This is a genomic window from Bacillus sp. UNC41MFS5 (assembly GCF_000686805.1).
Genome location: NZ_KK366017.1, coordinates 1,050,779 through 1,071,876 on the forward strand (window position 1 = coordinate 1,050,779; position 21,098 = coordinate 1,071,876).

A 21,098-nucleotide genomic window follows, 5' to 3' on the forward strand; every position below is an offset into this window, starting at 1 on the left:
GTCCAAATGGGATAGTATGAGTCTATCCCTATGAAACTTAGAAGATTTAAGTAGGTGAATACCATCGACATCATTGAAACACGGGTGAGAGGTTTTATAGCTGATATTCAACACCCTAAACAAAAAAAGAAAATAAATATTAATGATTTAGAACTTCAGTTACGGAAGCTTATGGATGATTATTTTGAAATGGATGGCTATTCATTGTTTTATCGTGCCATTGATACATTGAAAGCAGAAGGACAACTAATTCCTATCCTAAATAATCAATTCAATGGAAGAACACCATCTCTATCATTATATTATTGGGTAAATATAAAAGTTCAGGAAAACCAATGGGATCGTCTCGAGATGATGAAATTAGGTGATCAGTTTGATTTTTCCTTTTATGAACGGCATCCCGAATGGCAAACGAAAGACGAATGGAATCGAATTCAAAATGTCTATACATTTCTAAAGTCCAGTCAAGAACGGGAAATCGTGTCAGTGGAAGAAAGAAGCCTAGAACTATTTGGTCATGAGAAATTCTTACTCGACAGTGATAGCTTTCCGGATGGAAAAGGATTTTTAGCTAGAATTGGCATAGGAGAAGACCAGCTTAAAATGGTGAACTACGGGGAGCCCTTTGTCTTTTGGATGAAACAAGGGAAAGAAATGAAAGATATTCAGAGAGTACTAATCGTCGAAAATCTATCTTTCTTTCATACTTCCATTAAGTTATTGGAAGCAAATCAACTCGACTATGAACCGGAACTAATTATTTATGGTGAAGGAACGAAAATTGAACGGAGTTTTTCCTTTTTCTTCCGAATGTTTCCACCTAAATCCTATCTTTTCTATTATGCTGGAGATCTCGATGCCGCGGGTTATGGAGTCCTCATTCGGCTTATCGAAAAATATCCAGATTGCTGTATCCAGCCTGCTTTAAAGATTTACCGAAAGATGCTCGAATGTCTAGAACAAAAGAATGACCAAAAACAAGGTCAAACACAAAACCTCAAATACCGTGATTTATTCTTTCAATGGTTTACGGAAGAAGAGCATGCGCTATTACAGCAGTTATGGCAAGAAAATAAGCGGATAGCGCAAGAAGTGTTAACAATCGAAACATGGAGGAGATGGATGTGAACGAATCATGGGAAGGATTCGCCCAGCGAATGCAACGATTAAATCCATTGTTTGAACTTGGCAGGGGGATGGAGGTAGGTGAGCTAAAGCCTCATATTCAAACCATTCTCATGCAAGTGCTACTCACCATTTTTTATCGAGAATTAAATGATGATGATCATCGAAGTAAATCCGATATCAAATACATGGTGGAAGATTCCATAAAGCAAATGAAGCTGTTAGCAGACGATAAGCAAATTGAACGAATTACAAGTGGGCTTTTATATCAGGGAAAGGAAGAGTATAGTAAACCGTTTGAAGCCCTATATTACGATGAAATCAAACAATCATGGGAAACACAGACCTACCGATATGTCACGATGGATGAATTATATACGAACTTAGAAATAGGCGGATCCATTGTTTATAAACTCACGGATGTCTCTCAGGAAATGATTTTTATGAGCAGGGAAATGGCTGAGGAATTCTCTATTACGATAGAACAACTCTATAGTATGCAGTTGATTAAAAACGGTAATTTTCGAAAAGCTACGCGAAACCTCGATCACCTCATTTCACGAGTAAACCGCTTAATGGCAAATGAATTCACCTTTCAAAAAGAAATGATAAACAATCCCAAAATCTTATTAATGGAAGAGGAATGGCAAAGGGCCGACAATCGGATTGAAATTGAGAAGCAATTTGAAGAAGAAAAAAATCACTTCCGTACCATTACTAATATGATAGAAAAGACTAAACGCAGGAATGAAGACGATGATTTTATGCAGAAAGAATTGATTCTTCTTCAAGAAAAAATAGGGCATACAAGACAATTGCATGATCGTTTTGCTAAGCTAGTCATTCAAAATATTTCCTATGAAATGAAATTAAAGGCGGAAAACCCTTCATTGTTTTGGGAAAACAGTCTGGTTTCATTTCGAGAGCATTTTTATGAAAATTGGTTCATGAAGGAAGGGGTCAAAAATTTCGAGATGATAGAAGGAGTCCTTTCTCCGATATTTTCACCGAAAAATGAATTTATTCTGCCGCTCGATTGGATTTGGGGCGAACAAGAATTTGATGAAAAACAACTAACAGATGCCGTAATCGAAGAAGATGCAGAAGAAAGCATTACTCGTTTGCGAGTGACGAACTGGGATTCAGTTATTAAGGCATGGAGTTATGTTTTTCAATTTTTACAAACAAACGGAGAGTTCTCGTTAGCAGATTTAGCCGAGATGCCAATGGAAGTACAGGATTTGTGGTTTGAAGAATCTGAAACGATTGATTTATGGATGATGTTCGATAAAAAACCGCTGAAGGTTCAAGTGCTGCATAGAAAGGAAGAAACCTTAACAGATGAGAGGGAAATTCTTCTTTATAAATTAATGAAGGAATATCCGCAATTTCAAGTCTTCGAAGGCTTAAAGATTTATACCATGTTTGACCATCGGGCGGAGCCATTCCTATGGTATCAAATGAAAATTACCCCTTTTAAAATATGTGTTCAGGAGGAGAAATGATGAATGCAGAAACGATCAAAAGAGCATCAGCTGTCTATTTTACTCTATTAAAAGATAAAGTCATCGACGAAAATAGCGAACACTTTCAGACGTATTTTGATCCGGAAGTGAGACAGACCGTTCTTTTATTAGCAGACGAATCAGGTACATATATCATTGAATCGCCTAAACGGATCCACTTAGTTGTTCAGCCAACCGGCTCTGTCTTTGCTACGAATTTTACTCATATGAAAGAAAAGCATCGGCAAGTTGAAACGAAAAAACACTTTCATCTGATTAGCGTGGTCATTATGTCTTTTTTAGCAGCCATAGACCGCAACCAGGCTGCTAAAATCCGCACAAAGCGGGAAGGGATTAGTTACTATGCATTAGAACGGCAAGTTAATGACTTAATGATGAAATGGGAGAGCATTCTTAAAGTTGAACCGACCTTCGGTGAAGAAGAACGGATTGATATGAAGGAAGTTGTGACCACATGGAAATACATGGAGGTTGACACAGATGATTATGGGAGTAAAAAAGGCAATCGAAGGACTCGAATCGGTTTAATTGCCAGCGCTATGCGCTTATTAGAGACGGAAGGGCTAATTGTCATTCTTGATCGGGACGACATAGCTAAGGTTATTCCAAAACAAGAGCTTTTTGAGCGAATTGAATACTTGTATCACGATTATGATCGGTATGAAGTTTTTAAAAAGTTAATGACAACAGAGGAGGATATGCATGCCGAAAATCCATCGAATTAGAATTGTCGGCCTCAAGTATGATGGCATGCAAAAGCAGTATAAAGATACCACGTTTAATTTTCATAATGATGAGACATCAACAAATGGACTCATTGCAATGATGAATGGGGGTGGGAAAGGTGTGTTCCTCCAGACCATATTCCAAATACTCAAACCTGGAACTTCGTGGGGAAAACAAAACAATCGTTATTATCAGCAATTTTTCTTTAACAATAAAGAGCAATTTATTCCCTATACCTTTCATGTTCTCATTCAGTGGGAATTAGATGGGGCGGACAGCCGGCATCTGGTAACGGGAGGAATGTTCTCAGCTGAGCAACGGATCTCGATGAATGAAGAAGGTGGACATGAAGGTAAACCTTTGGAACAGGAAGCAAAGATCCTTCCTATTTTTACCTTTTATACAAGAGAATTTGAGCGGAAAGAAGAGGCATCGCTTGAGCATATCCCTCTCTATGAAAATGGTGAGGTTGCTGAAACGGAAAGCTTGAAGGACTATCTAAAATGGAATGGATATGACGTTTACCGAGATCCGAAGAAGCACTATCGTATCCTTGATACATACGGGATTAATCGTAAAGACTGGGATATTATGAAGGACATTAACAAGGATGAAGGCGGCGTTGGAAAATATTTTGAGGGAGCTGAGGATGATCATTCTCTCTTTCAAAAACGAATCATTCCTACAGTGAGTCAAGTGATGCATCGAACAGAACATCAAAAAAATGATCTTGTGGAGATTTTCAAAAGTCAGGCAAGTATCGCTAAAGACCTGCCTGTACTCTTGAAGAGGGAGCAAGCCCATAAAGAGTTTTTAGAAGACATAGTTCCATTTGAAGAGCACTTAGCAAAAGGAGTAGAACATAAAGAAATTGTACATGCAAGTATACAAACAGGAAGACAACTGCTTGGTGCCTTAGAATACTTGAAGCAATCAGAAGAGGAAACACTGCATGAGTTAGAGAAAAACTTAGAAAAATTAGCTATTAGACAATCAGATTTACGCTTTCAAAAAGATAATTTAGAATTTGCGAAAGCTCACAGTGAGGTCATGGACTGGGAGAAGAAATTAGTGGTAGAAAGGGAGAAACATACTTCCTTACAAGCAATCGTTAAAGAGAAACAAGAACGAAAAGCTCAACTGGACTTTCAGCTGTTATTAAAAGAATGGAGTGAAAATGAACAAACTATACGCTCTCTATCGCAGCAAATCGCGACATTAGAGCAAAACAGCGGCTTAGAGCAAGTGAATCAAAGAATGGAAGAAATTAAACAAGAAGCTAGAAAGCAATGGGAGCAATCCTATCTATTGATTCAAGATGGTGTTAAACAATATGTGGGGTATCAAAAGTTCTTACATAAAAAAGCATCAGGGCTGTTGCAGCAGGATAAACAAAAGACAAAAGAAATAGCTCAGCTAAGTACGGAAATTGATTTTCTTTATGCGCAAATGCATAGGTTTGAGTCGAAGGAAGCGGCACTTATCAAAGAATTTGGCGATCGCATAACTTATGACTTAAAGGGCTTGGCCGAGAGTTTTTTGAAACAAATTGAAGATAAAAAGGCTGGATTAGTTGAGCTGCAGGCAAAAGATCAAGAATCTAGTGAAAAGCAAAATCAACTTGCTACTTCACATGGTACGCTTGTTCAATCGATTCAGCATTCAGATGAAAAATGTGAAAACTTAAACTTAGCAAATGAAGAGCAAAAACAAAAAGAGGCAAAACTATTAGATAAGCTTCTTGGTTTAATAGACGATGTCACAGCACCTTTTACTCCATCTCTCCTATCGAAGTATGCGATACAGATAGAAGAAATACTAGGCAATAACCGGCAACAAGCTGAACAAATAAAAAAGGAACTTTGGGAAACACAACTTGACCACTCCTTAAACGATGAGCCCTTCTGGATCGCAAATAAAGACGTGAAGGAATTAAAGGAATGGATTGATGAGAAGACTGGAATTGATGTATTTTATGGAACCCAATTTCTCCAATCATTAAGTCCAGCGGAAATGGCTCACTCACTTATGACGTATCCGCTCCTCCCATACGGGTTGGTCGTAAACGGGCAGCAATGGCAAAAAATTAATCAACAGGTTCTTTCAGGAAGGATGTTTAAAAGTCCTGTACCAATCTACTTGCGTGAGGAAATGAACAGCGAAGACCACCTGCCAACCTTTGTGATTATTAACGGAACAGAGAAAGAACTATTAAGTGATAAAAATCAATTCACCAGTTGGAAAATAACGATTGCTAAACAAATAGATGAAAAGAAAGATACTCTCCTTGAAATTGAAAAAACAGAAATCTCTTTACGACGTATTTTAAAAGAAATTGATCGATTTTTATCTAGTGAGCTTTCTAGTGATATCGAAAAAGCTCTCACTCAGGAACAAAACGCTCTACTTTCTAAAAAGACGCAATTGCAGGAAATTAAAACACAGGAAGAAAAAGAAAAAGAATTACAGCTTGGGTTAAAAGAGCAACTGGAAAAGACAAAAGGTAAAATCGAGAAACTTACTAGAAATGTTGAAAAATTAGAGGAGTTTGATCAAGAAAAAACTCTTCATCATGAAAATAAACGGGTAAAACTTGAGAAAGAAAAGCTAAAGGAAGCCTTAGGAGCTCAGCAACAAGAAATAGGGAAAGAGCACCAGAATACAGTTGAATTACAAAACCAGTGGAATCAAACGTATGTGGAATGGAAGCTTACAACCGAGCAAAATATAAGGGAAATCCGGTTCTTTATAGAAGAAGCAGCTTTTCCTGCTGATGAAAAAGCAGATCAATCTGAAGAGGTCCCGCATCTTTCAACGCATTTACTACAAGAGATTAACGGCAGTACAAAGGAGTTAAAACAGCTTCAAAAATCAAAAGAAGAACAGGCTAGAGAATTACTCGTTCTTCAAGCAAAAAGAGAAACCGAACAAAAGCAGCAAAAGAAATTAGAGAAAAAACTGACTACCCATGATCAGGACTGGAATAAAGCAGCAGAACCTGATGAACCTCTAAGTATATTAGAAACTATGCTGCAAACGGCACAGAAGGAATCGAAGACAGCAGAAAAAGAAGAACGGGAACAAGGAACTGCTGTAACGGTGGCGGAAACGTCTTTAAAGCATGCGGCTGAACAGCGTGATAAGTCAGGAAAGAAAGTTGAGAAACATGAAAAACAGCCTGAACAGTGGGAAGACCTTGACTTAGGAGTTAAGGAAGTTGAAATTAAGGACCAAACGAAATTAGCGAAAGAAGAAGTAAAGCAGGCTGAGAAACGCCAAAAAGAAACGGACTCCAAAATTACGGGTTATGAAGGCGATTTATTAACGTTATCCGTTATCTTAAAAGAGGAAGCTGCAGTATTTACGAATGATGATCTAGAAAAAATTAAGAGTCAAGGAAAAGCATGTATCCTATCCTGGTGTGAAGAACATCAGGCGATTCAGGAAGAGGGTCAGGAAAAGCATGCGAAAATCGATCAATCTTTACGCAATTTAAAACTTACGATTGAAGGAAAAGATTGGGAGATTCGTTTTAAAAATGAAGTGTTAACGACTCTAGACCATATGGATACAAGGCATTATACGCATATCCAGACCATCGTTAGAAACATGAAACGTTTTTCACAAAGTGGATTGGAACAATTAGAACGCGATAAAGAAAGAGCAGAAAAGGCTCAAAACTTCTGGGCTAGCCGTGCAAGCATGAAGGTGATGAGCATTGCAGAGGCCATTCGGTCCATGGTTTCGAAAATGAAGCTAAAAAATGAACGGGGATCCTTCCCGCTCGTCCAACTCAAAGAAGATATCTTACCTAAAAAGGCTGAAGATATCGAACCACTGCTAAAGCAGCACTTTGTAGCTGCCATTAACAAAATTACCAAACAATTTGATATGATTGATGACAATAATCGATTATTAGACGAGGAAATAAAACAACTCATAAGTGATGAGCAAATATTATTTGTATCACTCCGAAATCGATATCCTGAGCTGCTGGTCTATAATATGCGAACAGATAATGCCTTTATGTACGGGAAACCGCAAAAAGAACATTATTCAACCTGGCAGACGATTAATCAAGGTTCTAAGACGAAATCCGATGGCAGTGGCGGACAGAAGTTATCAGCCCGAATGGTGATGATGATGATGCTATTATCCGTTAAAAGCGAAACCGACCAAAGCTGGGTTCCTTTAGTCTGTGATAATCCGTTCGGCCAGGCTGCATCAGCTCATGTCCTTGACCCGATCTTCGCAGTGGCCGAAAAACTGAAGTTTCAATTTATCGTCGTCACTCCACCCGAACTGGTGAAAACGGAAATCAGCCAAAGATTTGATGCCTATTATAAATTAGACTTCATTCGTGAAAAAGGAAAAGAAATTGTTTCAGATACGATTGTTCCAGCATTTCGGATTTATCAGGGAGAGGCAGTTGCTCAGGTAAGGTAACACAATGATAGGATTGAGGATTAGGGGAAAAAAATCTCACTTTCTGTATAGAAGGTGAGATTTTTATGTGTACTAGGAAACGAGTGAAAAATATATATTAAGGATATTTAATAAATATTAATATACAATAATCAGCATTACCAGTGGGATTAAATAAGAAGACCACGGTGTAATACCGAGGTCATCAGTTAGCGGTATAGGCCCTTTTATTAGGCTGTGTCCATATCATGGGCAATTCTCATCAATCCTAGCGAGTAAATTAATTAACCTACTATCACTGAGATAAGAGTTTTAATTTAATAAAGCTCATTCTTAAGATTAAGAAAAAGAAGGGGCTTAATAATATATAACCTCGGAAAAAATTTTGCAGCCTTGGATTCTTTTATAATTTTCTTTAGCTTCTATTTCAGTGTCAAATTCAAACATAGTAATTTTATTTCCTTTGGAATTGGTATTGAATACAGTAATTATCCACATAAAATAACCTCCTCTCACTAATGTAATCCTTTTTTATAAAGAAATAACACCTAAAACAAGTGCGGCTATTACCATCACCGTAGTGGTTCCTAGAGCCCATTTAATTAAGAATCTCTGTAAATCACTAAATTCAATTCCTACCATACCTATTAATAAATGTGCGGCTGCTACCAAAGGACTTAGAACGTGGACAGGCTGTCCCAATATGGAGGCACGGCCGATTTCGGCAGCGCTTATGCCATAAGACTCGGCGGCTTGGGCAATAATTGGAAGTACCCCGAAATAAAAGGCATTATTTGACATGAAAAAAGTAAAAGGAGCGCTTAAAAAAGCCACGATTACTGGTAAATGCTGCCCCAATGCTTCAGGAATTAATGACACTAAAGTAGTAGCCATGGCATCAATCATTTTCGTGCCTGACATAATACCTGTAAAAATACCAGCTGCAATAACAATGGAGACGACCGCTACTGCGTTACTTGCGTGAGAAGAGATTCGTTCTTGTTGCTCTTTTATATTTGGATAATTAACTAATAAAGCAATAGCAAATGCAACCATAAATAAAATCATGAGTGGAATAACATCCATAATTAACAAAACTATGAGAAAGAGTGTTAAAGCAAAGTTAAACCATACTAGTTTTGGACGGCGATAGTTAAACTCCATTTTTGCATCCATTTCAGCCGTACTGGCCACTTCTCGAAATGCATCAATATCTATAACTCCAAGTCTCCTACGTTCCATTTTTCCAAAAATATAGGATATAACCAGAACCCATAAAAGCCCAAAACCCATGACAGGAATAAGTGGCAGAAACAACTCAGATGAGTCAAGCTTCAATGAAGTCATCGCCATTGCAGAAGCTCCTCCCCAAGGAGTCATATTCATTACTCCCATTGAGGACATGGCTACTCCTGCAAGAATTAGAGGATTCATTCTTAGACGTTTATAAAGTGGAAGCAAGGAAGAAACCGTAATCATATAGGTCGTGGTTCCATCACCATCTAAAGCAACCATCATCGATAGAACAGCTGTACCTACAACAATTTTTAAAGGATCACCTTTGACGATTTTTAAAATTTTGGTAATAAGGGGTTCGAATAAACCAGTATCAATCATAAGCCCAAAGTACAAAATGGCGAAAAAAATCATAATGGCGGTTGGGGCAATAGCTTTTACCCCCTCAAACATCATCGTGCCTAAATCATTCGCATAGCCCCCGATTAGACCAAAAAGGATGGGAATGAGCATGAGAGCGACAAGGGGGGTTAGCCGTTTTGACATAATTAGATACATAAAAATTGCAACCATAGAAAATCCCAAAAAAGATAGCATACTTTAAATCCTCCTTTGTTATTAATAGTGGGTTCAACTAATCTTAGACGAATTATTTTTTACTTAAGTTTTTTTATAGAGTAAAGCAAATTAATAACAAGACTAGATGAGTGTATCCACTGTGCACTAATTGATAGCGCTTTCTAAGAAAGATTAACATGATGATATTCATAGGAATATATAAAACAAATAATTTTAATTTTCTCCATAAATATCATTTTTTTCATTTTTTTCACGTAAAAATCAAAATCTCCACAAACTCACATAATAACTAACATTACAATTGATAGAATTGAAGCAAATATTAGAATAGTGTTATTATTGATATATAATATAAAAAATCACATCTTCTGAGATATTAGCGAGGGGAAACCAATTGGGTAAAAGGACTAAAAAACCAAGACTGCTAACACAAATGGTTGTATTTTTTTCCACTATTATTTTAATTACTATTGTTTCTGTAAGTGCTCTATTTTCCATGATGATTGAAGATATGATTAAAACTTCATTGGGTAACCAGGCTATGGCAGTAGCGAAGATGACTTCCCAAAAGGAACACATTATCAATGCATTTAAGGATCCCAATCCTTCTTTAATTATACAGCCCATTGCAGAAGAAATACGGAAATCAACTGGAGCCGGCTATGTAGTGATTGGCAATAAAGAAAATATTCGGTACTCTCACCAGATACCAAAATATATTGGAAAGCCGATGGGATCAAGCAACAAACAGGTATTTGAAAATAATGCCTCAATTATATATGAAGGAACTGGGATTTCAGGAAAGGCAATTAAGGCAAAAACCCCTATTTATAATAAAGAGGGAGAAATAATTGGTGTTTCGTCCGTTGGTTTCTTAACCTCTGAAGTAGAGGGAAAAGTACATAGCTACCGCCTTAAGTTACTTCAGTTTTCTATTTTTATTTTGTTATTTGGGATAACTGGGGCAGTTATTATTTCAAAGAGGGTAAAGAAACTAATTTTTAATCTTGAGCCAGAAGAAATATCCTTTTTGTTTAAAGAAAAAGAAGCTACCTTAGAATCTATTAGAGATGCCACTGTTGCTGTCAACATAGACGGTGAAGTAACATCCATCAATAAACGGGCAAGAGAGTTGTTGAAACACGATGAGATCGAGAAGGGTATGAGAATAAAGCATAGCCGACTATACGCTCTAATAGAATCCGTAATGGGCAGTCAACAAAATGTTATTAATCAAAAGGTGATTTTTGGTGACCAATTAAATTTGGTTGACGCATCACCGATTCTGGAAAAACAAAGAACACGAGGTGCTGTATTAACCATCCGGCCTGTTTCCGAAATAGAGGAAATTATAGATGAGATTTCAAAAGTACAAAACGTTTCTGACCATATCCGCGCCCAAAATCATGAATATTTAAATAGATTAAACACTATTTATGGATTGATTACCCTTGAACAGTATGACGAAGCAAGGGAACTGATTTCAGAAGAAGTCAAAGAACGTCAAGATATTGTGGTTTTTTTAACTTCCTCAGTTAAAGATCCTTTTATTGCGGCTTGTCTGCTTGGAAAAATTAATCGATCAAAGGAATTAAAAGTAGAACTTGAAATCGATAAAGACAGCAACCTGGAAGATATCCCCTCTACATTAAATACTAAATTATTTGTATCCATACTTGGTAATTTAATAGATAATGCCATGGAGGCAGCTGTTCGGGCTAATTCTAATGGCGCCTATGTAAAAGTTTCCTTCACAGATATTGGAAGCGATATCATTTTTGATATAGAAGACAACGGTAAAGGTATACCTGAAGAATGGCAGGAGATGATTTTTATTCAAGGATTTACAACAAAAGAAGGAGAAAATCATGGACTAGGACTAGCCATTGTTAAAAATGCCTTAAAAAAACTAGATGGGGAGATTTTTATTTCTACAAGTGATTCAGGCGGAGCTCAATTTACAATCGTTTTACCAAAAGGCAACTAAGAGAGGGGTATCAAGATGACCAAGGAACTAATCAAAGTAATGATTGTAGAAGATGATGAAACAGCGGCTAAAATTTATGAAAAATTTACGGATAAAGCAAAAGGATTTCAAGTAGTCGCTATTGCAAATACGGGGAAGCAGGCACTTGAGATGTTGAATGTATTTACTCCCGATCTTATTTTGCTCGATGTCTTTCTTCCTGATATAAATGGGAAAGATTTATTATGGGAGATTAGAAGAAAACTGAGAAGAATTGACGTAATTATGATAACAGCAGCCAATGATGTTGACACTGTAAGCGAAGCAATCAGGGGAGGAGCATTCAGTTACATCCTTAAACCCATTATGATAAACAAGTTCCTTGAAGTGCTGGAACAGTTCAAAGAGTCTAGAGAAAAATTAGTCAAATTAACAATTGTTGAACAAGAAGATGTTAACGATTTTTTTAGAGTTAAACAACCACGGGAAGCGGTTTTAGCCCAGGAGGAACTACCTGAAATATTGCCTAAGGGAATTGATAAACATACATTAAAAAAAGTCAGGAAACAAATAAAGGATATAAATGAAAACATAAATGCAGATGATTTTTCAAAAATAATAGGAGCCAGTCATTCTACTGGCAGGAGATATCTTGAGTATTTAGTTGCAATTAATGAGATGGAAGTAGAAGTTATTTACGGAACCATAGGACGCCCTGAAAGGAGATATCGGAAGAAGTAATCTGTGCGTTTTTTTAGAACCATTCGTTATTTTAGAAAGAATAAACCCGACTATGGTTGTGCACGCCTTAATCGGGTTATTTTTATTTTCATTTAATTTTATTGCAAATGTCTATCATTGATAATAATTTTTTGATGAATCACAAAAAATGGAATGAAATCTTTGGGAGAAGAACAACCAAAACTAGGTAGTGGTGCAAAAAATTAGGAGGTATTGATCGAGTGATTTATAATGGTAAATAATAATTTATAAAAATACACATCGAAAGTTGGAACTAAAAATGAGCGATAAAAGCATTATATTCTTTGATATAGATGGAACTTTACTTAACCATGATAAAGAATTACCGCTTTCAACGAAAGAATCCATTTTTAAATTAAAGGAACTTGGACATGAAGTAGCTATTGCAACAGGACGAGCTCCGTTTATGTTTGAGGATCTGCGAAAAGAATTAGGGATTACTACATTTGTAAGTTATAACGGACAATACGTCGTGTTAAGAGGTGAAGAGTTATATAGAAATCCTTTAAATCCCTCAGCTATTGAAAAGTTAACAGAGGCAGCTCTTCTTAACAATCATCCGGTAGTCTTTATGGATCACGAGGATATGAAAACGAATGTACCAGAGCATAGCTTCATTACGGAAAGTATTGCTACGTTAAAAATTAGTCGTTTTCCTTCGCATGATCCTCTTTATTACAAAGGACGTGAGCTGTTTCAGTCTCTTCTTTTTTGTCCAGAAGGGGAAGAGAAACAATATGAACAGGAGTTTCGTGATTTTGATTTTGTGAGATGGCATCCTGTTTCAGTCGATATAGTCCCTAATGGAGGTTCAAAAGCAAAAGGGATTGAAAAAGTAGTTGAAAAACTAGGTATTTCAAAAGAAAACCAATATGCCTTTGGTGATGGGCTTAATGATTTGGAAATGTTAACAACCATAAAAAATAGTGTAGCAATGGGAAATGCTGAAGAAAGTGTAAAGGCAGTCGCAAAATATGTGACAAAATCAGTTGACGACAATGGAATTACTCATGGTCTTCAATTGGTGGGGTTATTATAACTTCATACATAGAACCTATAATAAACCGAAAAAAATTGAAGTTTTTATTCAAAACTTCATATTTTTCGGTTTATTTTTTATCCTGCTAAACATTTTTTCTTGCTGAATATTCACCAAGCCATTCAGGGATTGTATTTCGTTGGTCAGATTTCCATTCTCGTTTAATTCTCTCCCGTCCGGGGAAATCATTTTCTTCAGAAGTGAATACAGCGATATCAGCAAATGCAGGCGGAAATGGACTTTTTCGAATGTGGTTTTTCACCCTGGCCATTACTTTTTCATAATCCATGTCAGAACAAAATTGGAACCATTGCTGGACCGTCTCGTACTTAAATACGCAGTTGGGATATACCGATTCTATAAGTATTAAAAGTTCAACTACCTCTTCCTTTGTCATTGTGATTCCTCCTCTAACACATTTTCCCTTCATGAATCTACCGTTCCATCCAGTCGGGCATGGTTGTTGCCGTTTATCTCCGCTACTAGTATTGTCTTGATGGTCTTACCTCAAAACAAATATCAACACAGAAATGGTTGAAACTAAAAATAAGTTGTGGTATTATAACAAAGTCAAATAAATGACTAAAAAACTAAAATGGTCAACCAGGAGAAAACATTCTTTTTTTTATCCTAAAATGACTAAATGGGGATTATAGTCATAACGGGCCGAGATGTGAAGTAGAATGAATGAGGTGAGTTACATGAGATTTTTCCCTTCTGTGAAAAGTGAATTTCTGCGGATTATTCGCACGCGTAAATTATTAATCGCCATTATCGGTGTGATGACGATTCCGGTTCTTTACAGTGGAACCTATTTATGGGCCTTTTGGGATCCATATTCTCATTTGGACAGAATGCCTGTGGCGATTGTCAATAATGACCAGGGTGCCGAGTACAATGGAGAGCAGATAACAGTTGGCAGGGATTTAGTTGAGAACTTGAAAGAGAAAAAAACTTTTAATTGGAATTTTGTCAGTACAAAAAAGGCTAAACAAGGGTTAAAGAATCAAGATTATTATTTGGAAATTGAAATTCCAAAAGATTTTTCAAAAAATGCAACGACGCTGCAAAGTGAAAATCCCAAAAAACTAAATCTGATCTATACCGTTAATGAAGGAAATAACTATTTATCATCCAAAATCGGCGATTCGGCTGTTGAAAAAATCAAAGAAGCCGTATCCGAATCCGTAACGAAAACATATGCGGAATCTATGTTTGACAGTTTAAAAGATGTCGCTAAAGGGTTGAACAAGGCAAGTGACGGTGCAGGGGAACTTTCAAACGGGATGGCAAAAGCCAAAGAAGGGGCCAGCAGTTTATCAGATGGAATTACATCTGCTAACAGCGGTGCAGAAAAATTAGCGAATGGTGCAAAAACAGTGGACGATGGCGCCAAGACGATCAAGCAAAACCTTGAGGTTTTAGCAGATAAATCTGTTGCTTTTTCAAATGGAGTTGTTTCAGCTTCATCGGGTTCAGAGCAGCTCCAAGGCGGATTGCAGCAATTCAGCACTGGCCTCACCCAAATGAAAGATGCCAATACAAAGCTGTTAGCAGGTGCGAAAAAAGCGGAGGATGGCACGAAGCAATTATCTGATGGTCTAACATCTGCAGCAGAAAATGTTCCTAGTCTGCAAAAAGGGTCAAAGCAAATCGTTAATGGTTCTGAGCAGCTCTCAGCTTCCTTAGATAGCTGGAAGACAGGAGCAGACCAAACAAAGTCAGGTGCAGATACGGTCAGTCAAGGACTTCAGCAGCTGCTCGATGAAGTAAGTAGCATGGAAGAAAATACGAATGATCCAACAGAAAAGGGAAAACTGAATGCTTTAAAGGATAGCCTGACCAAATTGTCAAGAGGCAGCCAGCAGGTGGCTTCTGGTGTAGGAGATTTGTCTAGCAGTGCTGAGCAGATAAAACAAGGCTCCGATTCATTAGCCGCAGGTGCTAATCAGTTGAATCAAGGTCAACAGAAATTGGCTGATGGTATTACCCAATTATCGGGCGGGGCTAATCAGGTATTAAACGGTCAAGAACAGTTAAAGCAAGGACTTACCCTGTTTGGTGCTAAGATTGATGAAGCACAAAAAGGATTCGGTCAAATTGAAAGTGGTTCAAGCAGCCTAACTGCTGGGTTAGGGAAATTATCATCCAGCTCCACTTTATTGAAAGAAGGGACAAATAAGTTAGCACAGGGCGCAAATAAATTAGCATCTGGCACCACATCGCTTTATCAGGGAGAAAAAGACTTAAATAACGGCATGTCCACCCTTGCGAGTGGTTCGAAGGAATTAAACAGCGGGATGACAAAACTTACGGATGGCTCGCAAGAATTAAGCAATCAATTGGCAGACGGAGCTAAAGATGCCAGTGATGTAAAAGCCAATAACAAAGTTTATGATATGTTTGCAAAACCAGTCAATCTTGAAGAAAACAAAATGAATCATGTCCCAAATTATGGTAGTGGATTAGCACCATATTTCTTATCACTTAGTCTTTTTGTAGGTGCACTTATGCTCTCCGTTATTTTTCCAATGTTTCAACCAGCAACGGAACCAAAGAGCGGTTTTAGTTGGTTTATCGGAAAAACTGGGGTAATTTTAGCTGTAGGAATTGGCCAGGCGCTATTAGTCGACGCGGTCATGTTGTTAGGTCTCGGGCTCGAGGTGAAGAGTGTTCCATATTTCATCATGTTAAGCATCTTTACGAGCTGGGCATTCTTAGCCATCATTCAATTCCTTGTTACAGTTCTTGATAATCCGGGACGTTTCTTAGCGGTTATTATCTTGATATTGCAGCTAACAGGCAGTGCAGGAACGTACCCGATTGAACTAGGTCCAACATTCCTGCAAAATATAATGAAATACTTACCAATGACCTATTCGATTTCTGGCTTCAGGTCGATTATCTCAACCGGTGATTTTGGTTATATGTGGAATAATATCGGGCACATTGCGATTTTCTTTGTTTTATTCCTGATTGCAACTTTGACATTTTTTATCGTTAAATTCAAAAGAAAGTCTCCATTACAGGTACAGTAATCTTTAATATAGGGAGGTAGGACCTTTTAAACTGGCACCCATGTAAAGGACACATGAAAAAAGAGTTATGAAGCTAATAGATGATTCCTATATTGAATAGGGGTCATCTTTTTTAAATTCCATTGATAACGGTAATTGTTATAGTAAACCATATAATGATTTATTTTCGCCTTTAGTTCTTCTAATGTTTTACAGGATTGATAGTCTACCTCATCTTTTAAATGGCCAAAAAACGACTCCATCGGGGCATTATCCCAACAGTTACCTCGCCTAGACATAGATTGACCTAGTTCATATTTTTTTAACAGCTTTTGATATCTTGGGCTTGTATAATGGCTTCCTTGATCTGAATGGATAAAGGCATCAGAATGTAAACTAATTTTCTTGTTATTCATTAATTTATGGATAGTTTTGGTTGCGATATCTAATGTGATTCGGTCTGAAACATTATAAGCTAATATCTCATTAGAGGAGGCATCTTTTATAGTTGACAAATAGGCCATATCCTTTCCGTTATATGGCAAATATGTAATATCGGTTAATAATACCTTTCCTGGGATTCCTTGCTTAAATTCTCTGTTTAACTTGTTTGAAATAACCTGATGCTCCTTCGTTGCCTTTGATATTTTTTTATATGGATTTGCCTTCCGATTGGGGCAAACAATCCCATACTTATTCATGATTCTTTGAATCTTTTTTCTGCTTAACTTAAGGTCATATTCATGTTTCAATATCATTTTGATGGAACGTGAACCTTTCTTATATCCCCGTCGGTTAAACGCCTTAAGAATAATTTCTTTCATCTTTAAATCCTCTAGTTCCCTCTCCCGTCGTCTATCGGCTGCTTTTAGGTAGCTGTAATATCCAGAACGAGAGACCTCTAAAAGTTCACAAAAATACTTTGTCATCTGCTTAACTTGATTTTGTTCTATAGTTTCATATATCAGTTGAAATATTTTACTCGTTTCCAGGTTTTGACCGGTGCTTAGCAGCCTCCTTTCTGTCATTTCTAGCTTTTTTAACAGCTCTACCTGTCCTTCCAGCAACTTAATTCTTGCTTCTTGCCTTTCTATAATTTCTGCTTGAGAAAGATCTCGATTCAATGGCCTACCGGAAGCTGCCTTTCTGCCATCTGAAAGTCCAATTAAACCATCTTTTTCATATGCTTTTTTCCACCTATATGTAGACCTTTCAATTCTCCTTTTACCTAAAATGTCTATGTCAAAGCCATTCTCCTCAAAGATCTGCCTTGGGAGTTTTCCTGCCAAATATTCATCCATAAATTTATTTTTAAAATCATCCGAATATGTAATAGCTAAACTACTTACTCGCTGTACATTTTGATTCTTTTGAAGTATTTTTATTTCTTTATCTGAAAATGTTATTTTGCTCATAGTGGTCCCCTAATCCCCATATCATTAAGATTCAAGTATATAAAAAAATACCTATAGATAATACACTCTTTTTCAAGTGTCTTATCTATAGGTACCATATTATTTTAAAGGCCTGCCTCTTTTTTTGCCATCTGGCAGATTGGAACAGATTAATTTCGAAACTCATTTAATCTTTCATACGTTTCAAGCAAGAAATCATAAAACAATGCTTCGGTTGGAAGCAGTTTACGTTGGGTAGGGTAGATGACACCGACTGTTCGTGTGAGGTTCGCATCGGATATTGGAATAACGACTGTGGACCGTGGTGTGTTATCTACCAATGTCATCTCAGGCATCAATGCTACACCTAAGCCTGCAGAGACTAACCCTTTTAATGCATCAATATCTTTTCCTTCAAAGGCGATTTGTGGAGAAAAACCTGCATCATTACATGCTTGAACCACTTGTTCACGAAATACAAACCCTTCAGGAAGGACACAAAATGAATCATTCCTTAAATCCCGCAGCCGAATTGTTTTCCAATCAGATAGTGGATGATGAAGGGGGATAAGGGCAACGATATTTTCTGTAAATAACGTAGCTCCTTTGATTTTTTTCTCTTTATCCTGATTGGGCATGGGTGCAATCATGGCCAAATTAAATTCTCCATTTACCACACCATCAATTAAATCATAATAAAGGGCATTGCTCATTTGAAATTTCGCGTCTGGGTACCGAGTACGAAAAGCGTAAATGATGGAAGGCAATGTATGGGCCGCCATGCTAATAGGGAATGCAATTCGTACAGTTCCTTTTTCAGGATTTAAATTTTCTTCTACTTCTCTCTTTGCATCCTCCATCAAATACCATACATGTTGCATCCGTTCATAAAAAATTCTGCCTAGAGGGGTTAACTTTACACTCCTTCCCTCACGTATAAAGAGTTTTACACCTAATTCGTCTTCTAAATTGAAGATTTGTCTGCTAACGGAAGATTGGGCAACATGCAAGGCATCTGCTGCTTCAGTTACATGCTCTCTTTTTGCCACTTCTAGAAAATATTGAATTTGCCTTGTCTCCATTTTTATTTCACTCCATTTTAATGCGTTAAACGCATTAATTTCATCGTAAATTAAGATTGAAACTATTAATTATTAAATTATAAAATGAAAATACACGTAAGAAAAGGGAATTTTCTTAACTTTATAATACATTAGGGGCTGACCGAGATGAAAATGCTGGACAGAGTAGAAGAGAATCAAATGCAGATCGTGAAAGATTACGTAAATCGTTTATTTAAAACGGTTCAAGTGCGAAATCCAAATGAAGGGGAATTCCAGCAGGCTGTTAAAGAAGTACTTGATTCTTTAGTACCTGTCCTTGTGAAAAATCCAATATATATTAAGCAAGCAGTTCTCGAAAGAATGATGGAACCAGAGCGATTAATTAGCTTTCGAGTGCCATGGGTAGATGATCTAGGGAATGTACAAGTGAATCGAGGGTATCGTGTTCAGTTTAGCAGTGCGATTGGACCTTATAAGGGAGGTCTCCGTTTTCACCCTTCTGTTAATGCAAGCATCATAAAATTTCTCGGGTTTGAGCAAATCTTCAAAAACTCATTAACAGGGCAGCCAATCGGCGGTGGAAAAGGCGGTTCTGACTTTGACCCGAAAGGGAAATCAGATTTTGAAATTATGCGTTTCTGCCAGAGTTTTATGACGGAGCTTAGCAGGCATATCGGGCCAGATGTTGATGTTCCTGCTGGAGATATCGGAGTAGGGGCGAGAGAAATCGGTTTTATGTTCGGGCAATATAAAAAGTTAAAAGGCGCATATGAAGCAGGGGTTTTAACTGGAAAAGGCATTGGTTATGGGGGAAGCATAGGCCGGAAAGAGGCAACAGGGTATGGATTAGTTTATTTTGTTGAAGAAATGCTTAAGGATAAAGGATTAAGCTTTGAAGGAAGTACAGTGGTAGTATCAGGTTCTGGAAATGTCTCCATTTATGCAATCGAAAAAGCATTGGAATTTGGTGCAAAAGTGGTAGCCTGCAGTGATTCGAGCGGTTACGTTTATGATCCAAACGGTATTAACCTAGAAACGGTCAAACGATTAAAAGAAATAGAGAATAAAAGAATTTTTGAATATGTTAAAGAACATCCAGATGCAATCTATCAAGAAGGGTGTTCAGGCATCTGGACGATTCCGTGTGATATTGCTTTACCTTGTGCAACACAAAATGAGTTAAGTAAGGATTCGGCAGAAGTTTTAGTTTCGAATGGGGTTAAGGCAGTGGGAGAAGGTGCCAATATGCCTTCAACTCTTGAAGCTATCGAGACGTTTATTGAACAACATGTTTTATTTGCTCCTGCCAAAGCAGCAAATGCAGGCGGAGTTGCAGTCTCTGCGTTAGAAATGGCCCAAAATAGTGCAAGGCTTGCTTGGACACAAGAAGAAGTGGACCTAAAATTACAAGGAATTATGAAAGATATATATAGTAAGAGTATGAAAGCATCAGTAGATTATGAAGCATCGGGGAATCTTGTTGTCGGTGCTAATATAGCTGGATTTGTAAAAGTAGCGGATGCGATGATTGCACAGGGAGTAATATAAGATATAGAATCTAGTAAAGATTTTATAGAAAAAAGATCCACTATATATATGGACAAAAAAGTCACCGATTGGTGGCTTTTTGTATTTTGTGGAAACCATTTTTTATAGAAAATACCACTAATGGACCTATCCAGAATGAGTAATTTTTCCTGCTAACTATCTGGTAAAATGTGAGAGGACAGGGGGGGATTTTTAAACCGAAGAGCAGGAGGACTGGGCAGCGGAACAAGAGAAAAAGAGACGTAAACAAGGTGTCCTCTTCATTATCATTCTAGCTGTTTTGCAGACCCTTTTGATTTGTATTTGGTTTCCTAGATGGAATATTAGTGGTGAATCATTTGCTGATGATTCCGGGGTTATTTTTGCTTTCCTTGGCACTGTTTTTATACAATTCTTCATTTACTGGTACATGCATAAAGTCAAATGGTATGAACCCATCATACATATGGCCATCCTATATATCGGTATTATCCTTGGCCGAACACTTTCACCTGATGACCGGTCAAACTTCCATACGGCTGTCGAAGAATATGCGGTGATGGTTATCGGTGGTTTTCTATTTTTCTTCTATGTCTATAAATTATATTCTTGGATACAAAAGATAAGAAAGAAAAGCAGGAGAAAGAAACACAAAGATGAAGTTAGTCTACTCAAATAAATTTAGATGTGATTTATTCAGTAAGTTCAATAA

At 37.3% G+C, this 21,098-nt stretch carries 14 protein-coding genes; 10 read left to right on the forward strand and 4 right to left on the reverse strand.

The genetic code is table 11. The features are described 5' to 3' along the window. Positions 1-54 precede the first annotated feature (54 nt). The 4 genes from BR30_RS0121435 to BR30_RS0121450 are packed head-to-tail and all read left to right on the forward strand — an operon-like array spanning position 55 to position 7,823. A complete protein-coding gene (locus BR30_RS0121435) occupies positions 55-1,128 on the forward strand; it encodes a Wadjet anti-phage system protein JetD domain-containing protein (RefSeq protein WP_026566778.1) in 1,074 nt (357 codons plus the stop codon). Then, a complete protein-coding gene (locus BR30_RS0121440; protein ID WP_231507792.1) occupies positions 1,119-2,630 on the forward strand; it encodes a hypothetical protein in 1,512 nt (503 codons plus the stop codon). Before BR30_RS0121435 ends, BR30_RS0121440 begins: the two co-directional genes overlap by 10 nt. Then, on the forward strand, positions 2,630-3,376 hold the full coding sequence (locus BR30_RS0121445) for a DUF6063 family protein (RefSeq protein ID WP_026566780.1): 747 nt from the start codon (positions 2,630-2,632) through the stop codon (positions 3,374-3,376). The genes BR30_RS0121440 and BR30_RS0121445 overlap by 1 nt, the downstream gene beginning before the upstream one ends. Next, positions 3,354-7,823: a coiled-coil domain-containing protein gene (locus BR30_RS0121450; RefSeq protein WP_026566781.1), complete on the forward strand. Its 4,470-nt coding sequence runs from the start codon at positions 3,354-3,356 to the stop codon at positions 7,821-7,823. The genes BR30_RS0121445 and BR30_RS0121450 overlap by 23 nt, the downstream gene beginning before the upstream one ends. A gap of 510 nt (positions 7,824-8,333) precedes the next feature. Here BR30_RS0121450 and BR30_RS0121460 read toward each other — a convergent pair. After that, entirely contained in the window at positions 8,334-9,635 is a 1,302-nt protein-coding gene (locus BR30_RS0121460; RefSeq protein ID WP_026566782.1) for a CitMHS family transporter, read from the reverse strand. A 415-nt stretch (positions 9,636-10,050) separates the two neighbouring features. On the opposite strand from BR30_RS0121460, the gene BR30_RS0121465 reads away from it, so the two are divergent. From BR30_RS0121465 to BR30_RS0121475, 3 genes are all read left to right on the forward strand, one after another. Continuing rightward, complete coding sequence (locus tag BR30_RS0121465) at positions 10,051-11,604, forward strand: ATP-binding protein (RefSeq protein ID WP_081825558.1); 1,554 nt, start codon at positions 10,051-10,053, stop codon at positions 11,602-11,604. Between the two features lie 15 nt (positions 11,605-11,619). Next, positions 11,620-12,324, forward strand: a complete 705-nt coding sequence (locus BR30_RS0121470) for a response regulator (protein ID WP_026566784.1) — start codon at positions 11,620-11,622, stop codon at positions 12,322-12,324. 280 nt (positions 12,325-12,604) lie between these two features. Next, positions 12,605-13,384 carry a Cof-type HAD-IIB family hydrolase gene (locus tag BR30_RS0121475; RefSeq protein WP_026566785.1) on the forward strand — a complete coding sequence of 260 codons (780 nt, stop codon included), beginning with the start codon at positions 12,605-12,607 and terminating at the stop codon, positions 13,382-13,384. An 85-nt stretch (positions 13,385-13,469) separates the two neighbouring features. Here BR30_RS0121475 and BR30_RS35385 read toward each other — a convergent pair whose 3' ends face one another. After that, the gene (locus BR30_RS35385) at positions 13,470-13,781 is read right to left on the reverse strand and encodes a replicative helicase loader/inhibitor (protein ID WP_051633717.1); all 312 of its coding nucleotides are present in this window, start codon (positions 13,779-13,781) and stop codon (positions 13,470-13,472) included. Between the two features lie 304 nt (positions 13,782-14,085). Here BR30_RS35385 and BR30_RS0121485 point away from each other — a divergent pair, with 304 nt between their 5' ends. Further along, positions 14,086-16,422 carry a YhgE/Pip domain-containing protein gene (locus BR30_RS0121485; RefSeq protein WP_026566786.1) on the forward strand — a complete coding sequence of 779 codons (2,337 nt, stop codon included), beginning with the start codon at positions 14,086-14,088 and terminating at the stop codon, positions 16,420-16,422. Positions 16,423-16,487: 65 nt separating this feature from the next. Here BR30_RS0121485 and BR30_RS34225 read toward each other — a convergent pair whose 3' ends face one another. Together BR30_RS34225 and BR30_RS0121495 are read right to left on the reverse strand one after the other, a co-directional pair. After that, positions 16,488-17,816 carry an IS3 family transposase gene (locus BR30_RS34225; RefSeq protein WP_035445780.1) on the reverse strand — a complete coding sequence of 443 codons (1,329 nt, stop codon included), beginning with the start codon at positions 17,814-17,816 and terminating at the stop codon, positions 16,488-16,490. A gap of 149 nt (positions 17,817-17,965) precedes the next feature. Then, on the reverse strand, positions 17,966-18,877 hold the full coding sequence (locus BR30_RS0121495; protein WP_026566788.1) for a glutamate biosynthesis transcriptional regulator GltC: 912 nt from the start codon (positions 18,875-18,877) through the stop codon (positions 17,966-17,968). A gap of 147 nt (positions 18,878-19,024) precedes the next feature. On the opposite strand from BR30_RS0121495, the gene gdhA reads away from it, so the two are divergent. Next, positions 19,025-20,407, forward strand: coding sequence for an NADP-specific glutamate dehydrogenase (gene gdhA, locus BR30_RS0121500; RefSeq protein ID WP_026566789.1), 1,383 nt, complete (start codon positions 19,025-19,027; stop codon positions 20,405-20,407). Between the two features lie 409 nt (positions 20,408-20,816). Then, positions 20,817-21,065, forward strand: a complete 249-nt coding sequence (locus BR30_RS0121505) for a hypothetical protein (RefSeq protein ID WP_231507762.1) — start codon at positions 20,817-20,819, stop codon at positions 21,063-21,065. Positions 21,066-21,098 lie beyond the last annotated feature (33 nt).

What these genes read in the sequence shown, in the direction of transcription:
- BR30_RS0121485 (WP_026566786.1), top strand. Translation starts at nt 14,086, where the DNA reads ATGAGATTTTTCCCTTCTGTGAAAAGTGAATTTCTGCGGATTATTCGC.
- BR30_RS0121505 (WP_231507762.1), top strand. Translation starts at nt 20,817, where the DNA reads ATGCATAAAGTCAAATGGTATGAACCCATCATACATATGGCCATCCTA.
- BR30_RS0121475 (WP_026566785.1), top strand. Translation starts at nt 12,605, where the DNA reads ATGAGCGATAAAAGCATTATATTCTTTGATATAGATGGAACTTTACTT.
- BR30_RS0121495 (WP_026566788.1), bottom strand. Translation starts at nt 18,877, where the DNA reads ATGGAGACAAGGCAAATTCAATATTTTCTAGAAGTGGCAAAAAGAGAG.
- BR30_RS34225 (WP_035445780.1), bottom strand. Translation starts at nt 17,816, where the DNA reads ATGAGCAAAATAACATTTTCAGATAAAGAAATAAAAATACTTCAAAAG.
- BR30_RS0121460 (WP_026566782.1), bottom strand. Translation starts at nt 9,635, where the DNA reads ATGCTATCTTTTTTGGGATTTTCTATGGTTGCAATTTTTATGTATCTA.
- BR30_RS0121445 (WP_026566780.1), top strand. Translation starts at nt 2,630, where the DNA reads ATGAATGCAGAAACGATCAAAAGAGCATCAGCTGTCTATTTTACTCTA.
- BR30_RS0121465 (WP_081825558.1), top strand. Translation starts at nt 10,051, where the DNA reads ATGGTTGTATTTTTTTCCACTATTATTTTAATTACTATTGTTTCTGTA.
- gdhA (WP_026566789.1), top strand. Translation starts at nt 19,025, where the DNA reads ATGAAAATGCTGGACAGAGTAGAAGAGAATCAAATGCAGATCGTGAAA.
- BR30_RS0121440 (WP_231507792.1), top strand. Translation starts at nt 1,119, where the DNA reads ATGGATGTGAACGAATCATGGGAAGGATTCGCCCAGCGAATGCAACGA.
- BR30_RS35385 (WP_051633717.1), bottom strand. Translation starts at nt 13,781, where the DNA reads ATGACAAAGGAAGAGGTAGTTGAACTTTTAATACTTATAGAATCGGTA.
- BR30_RS0121450 (WP_026566781.1), top strand. Translation starts at nt 3,354, where the DNA reads ATGCCGAAAATCCATCGAATTAGAATTGTCGGCCTCAAGTATGATGGC.
- BR30_RS0121470 (WP_026566784.1), top strand. Translation starts at nt 11,620, where the DNA reads ATGACCAAGGAACTAATCAAAGTAATGATTGTAGAAGATGATGAAACA.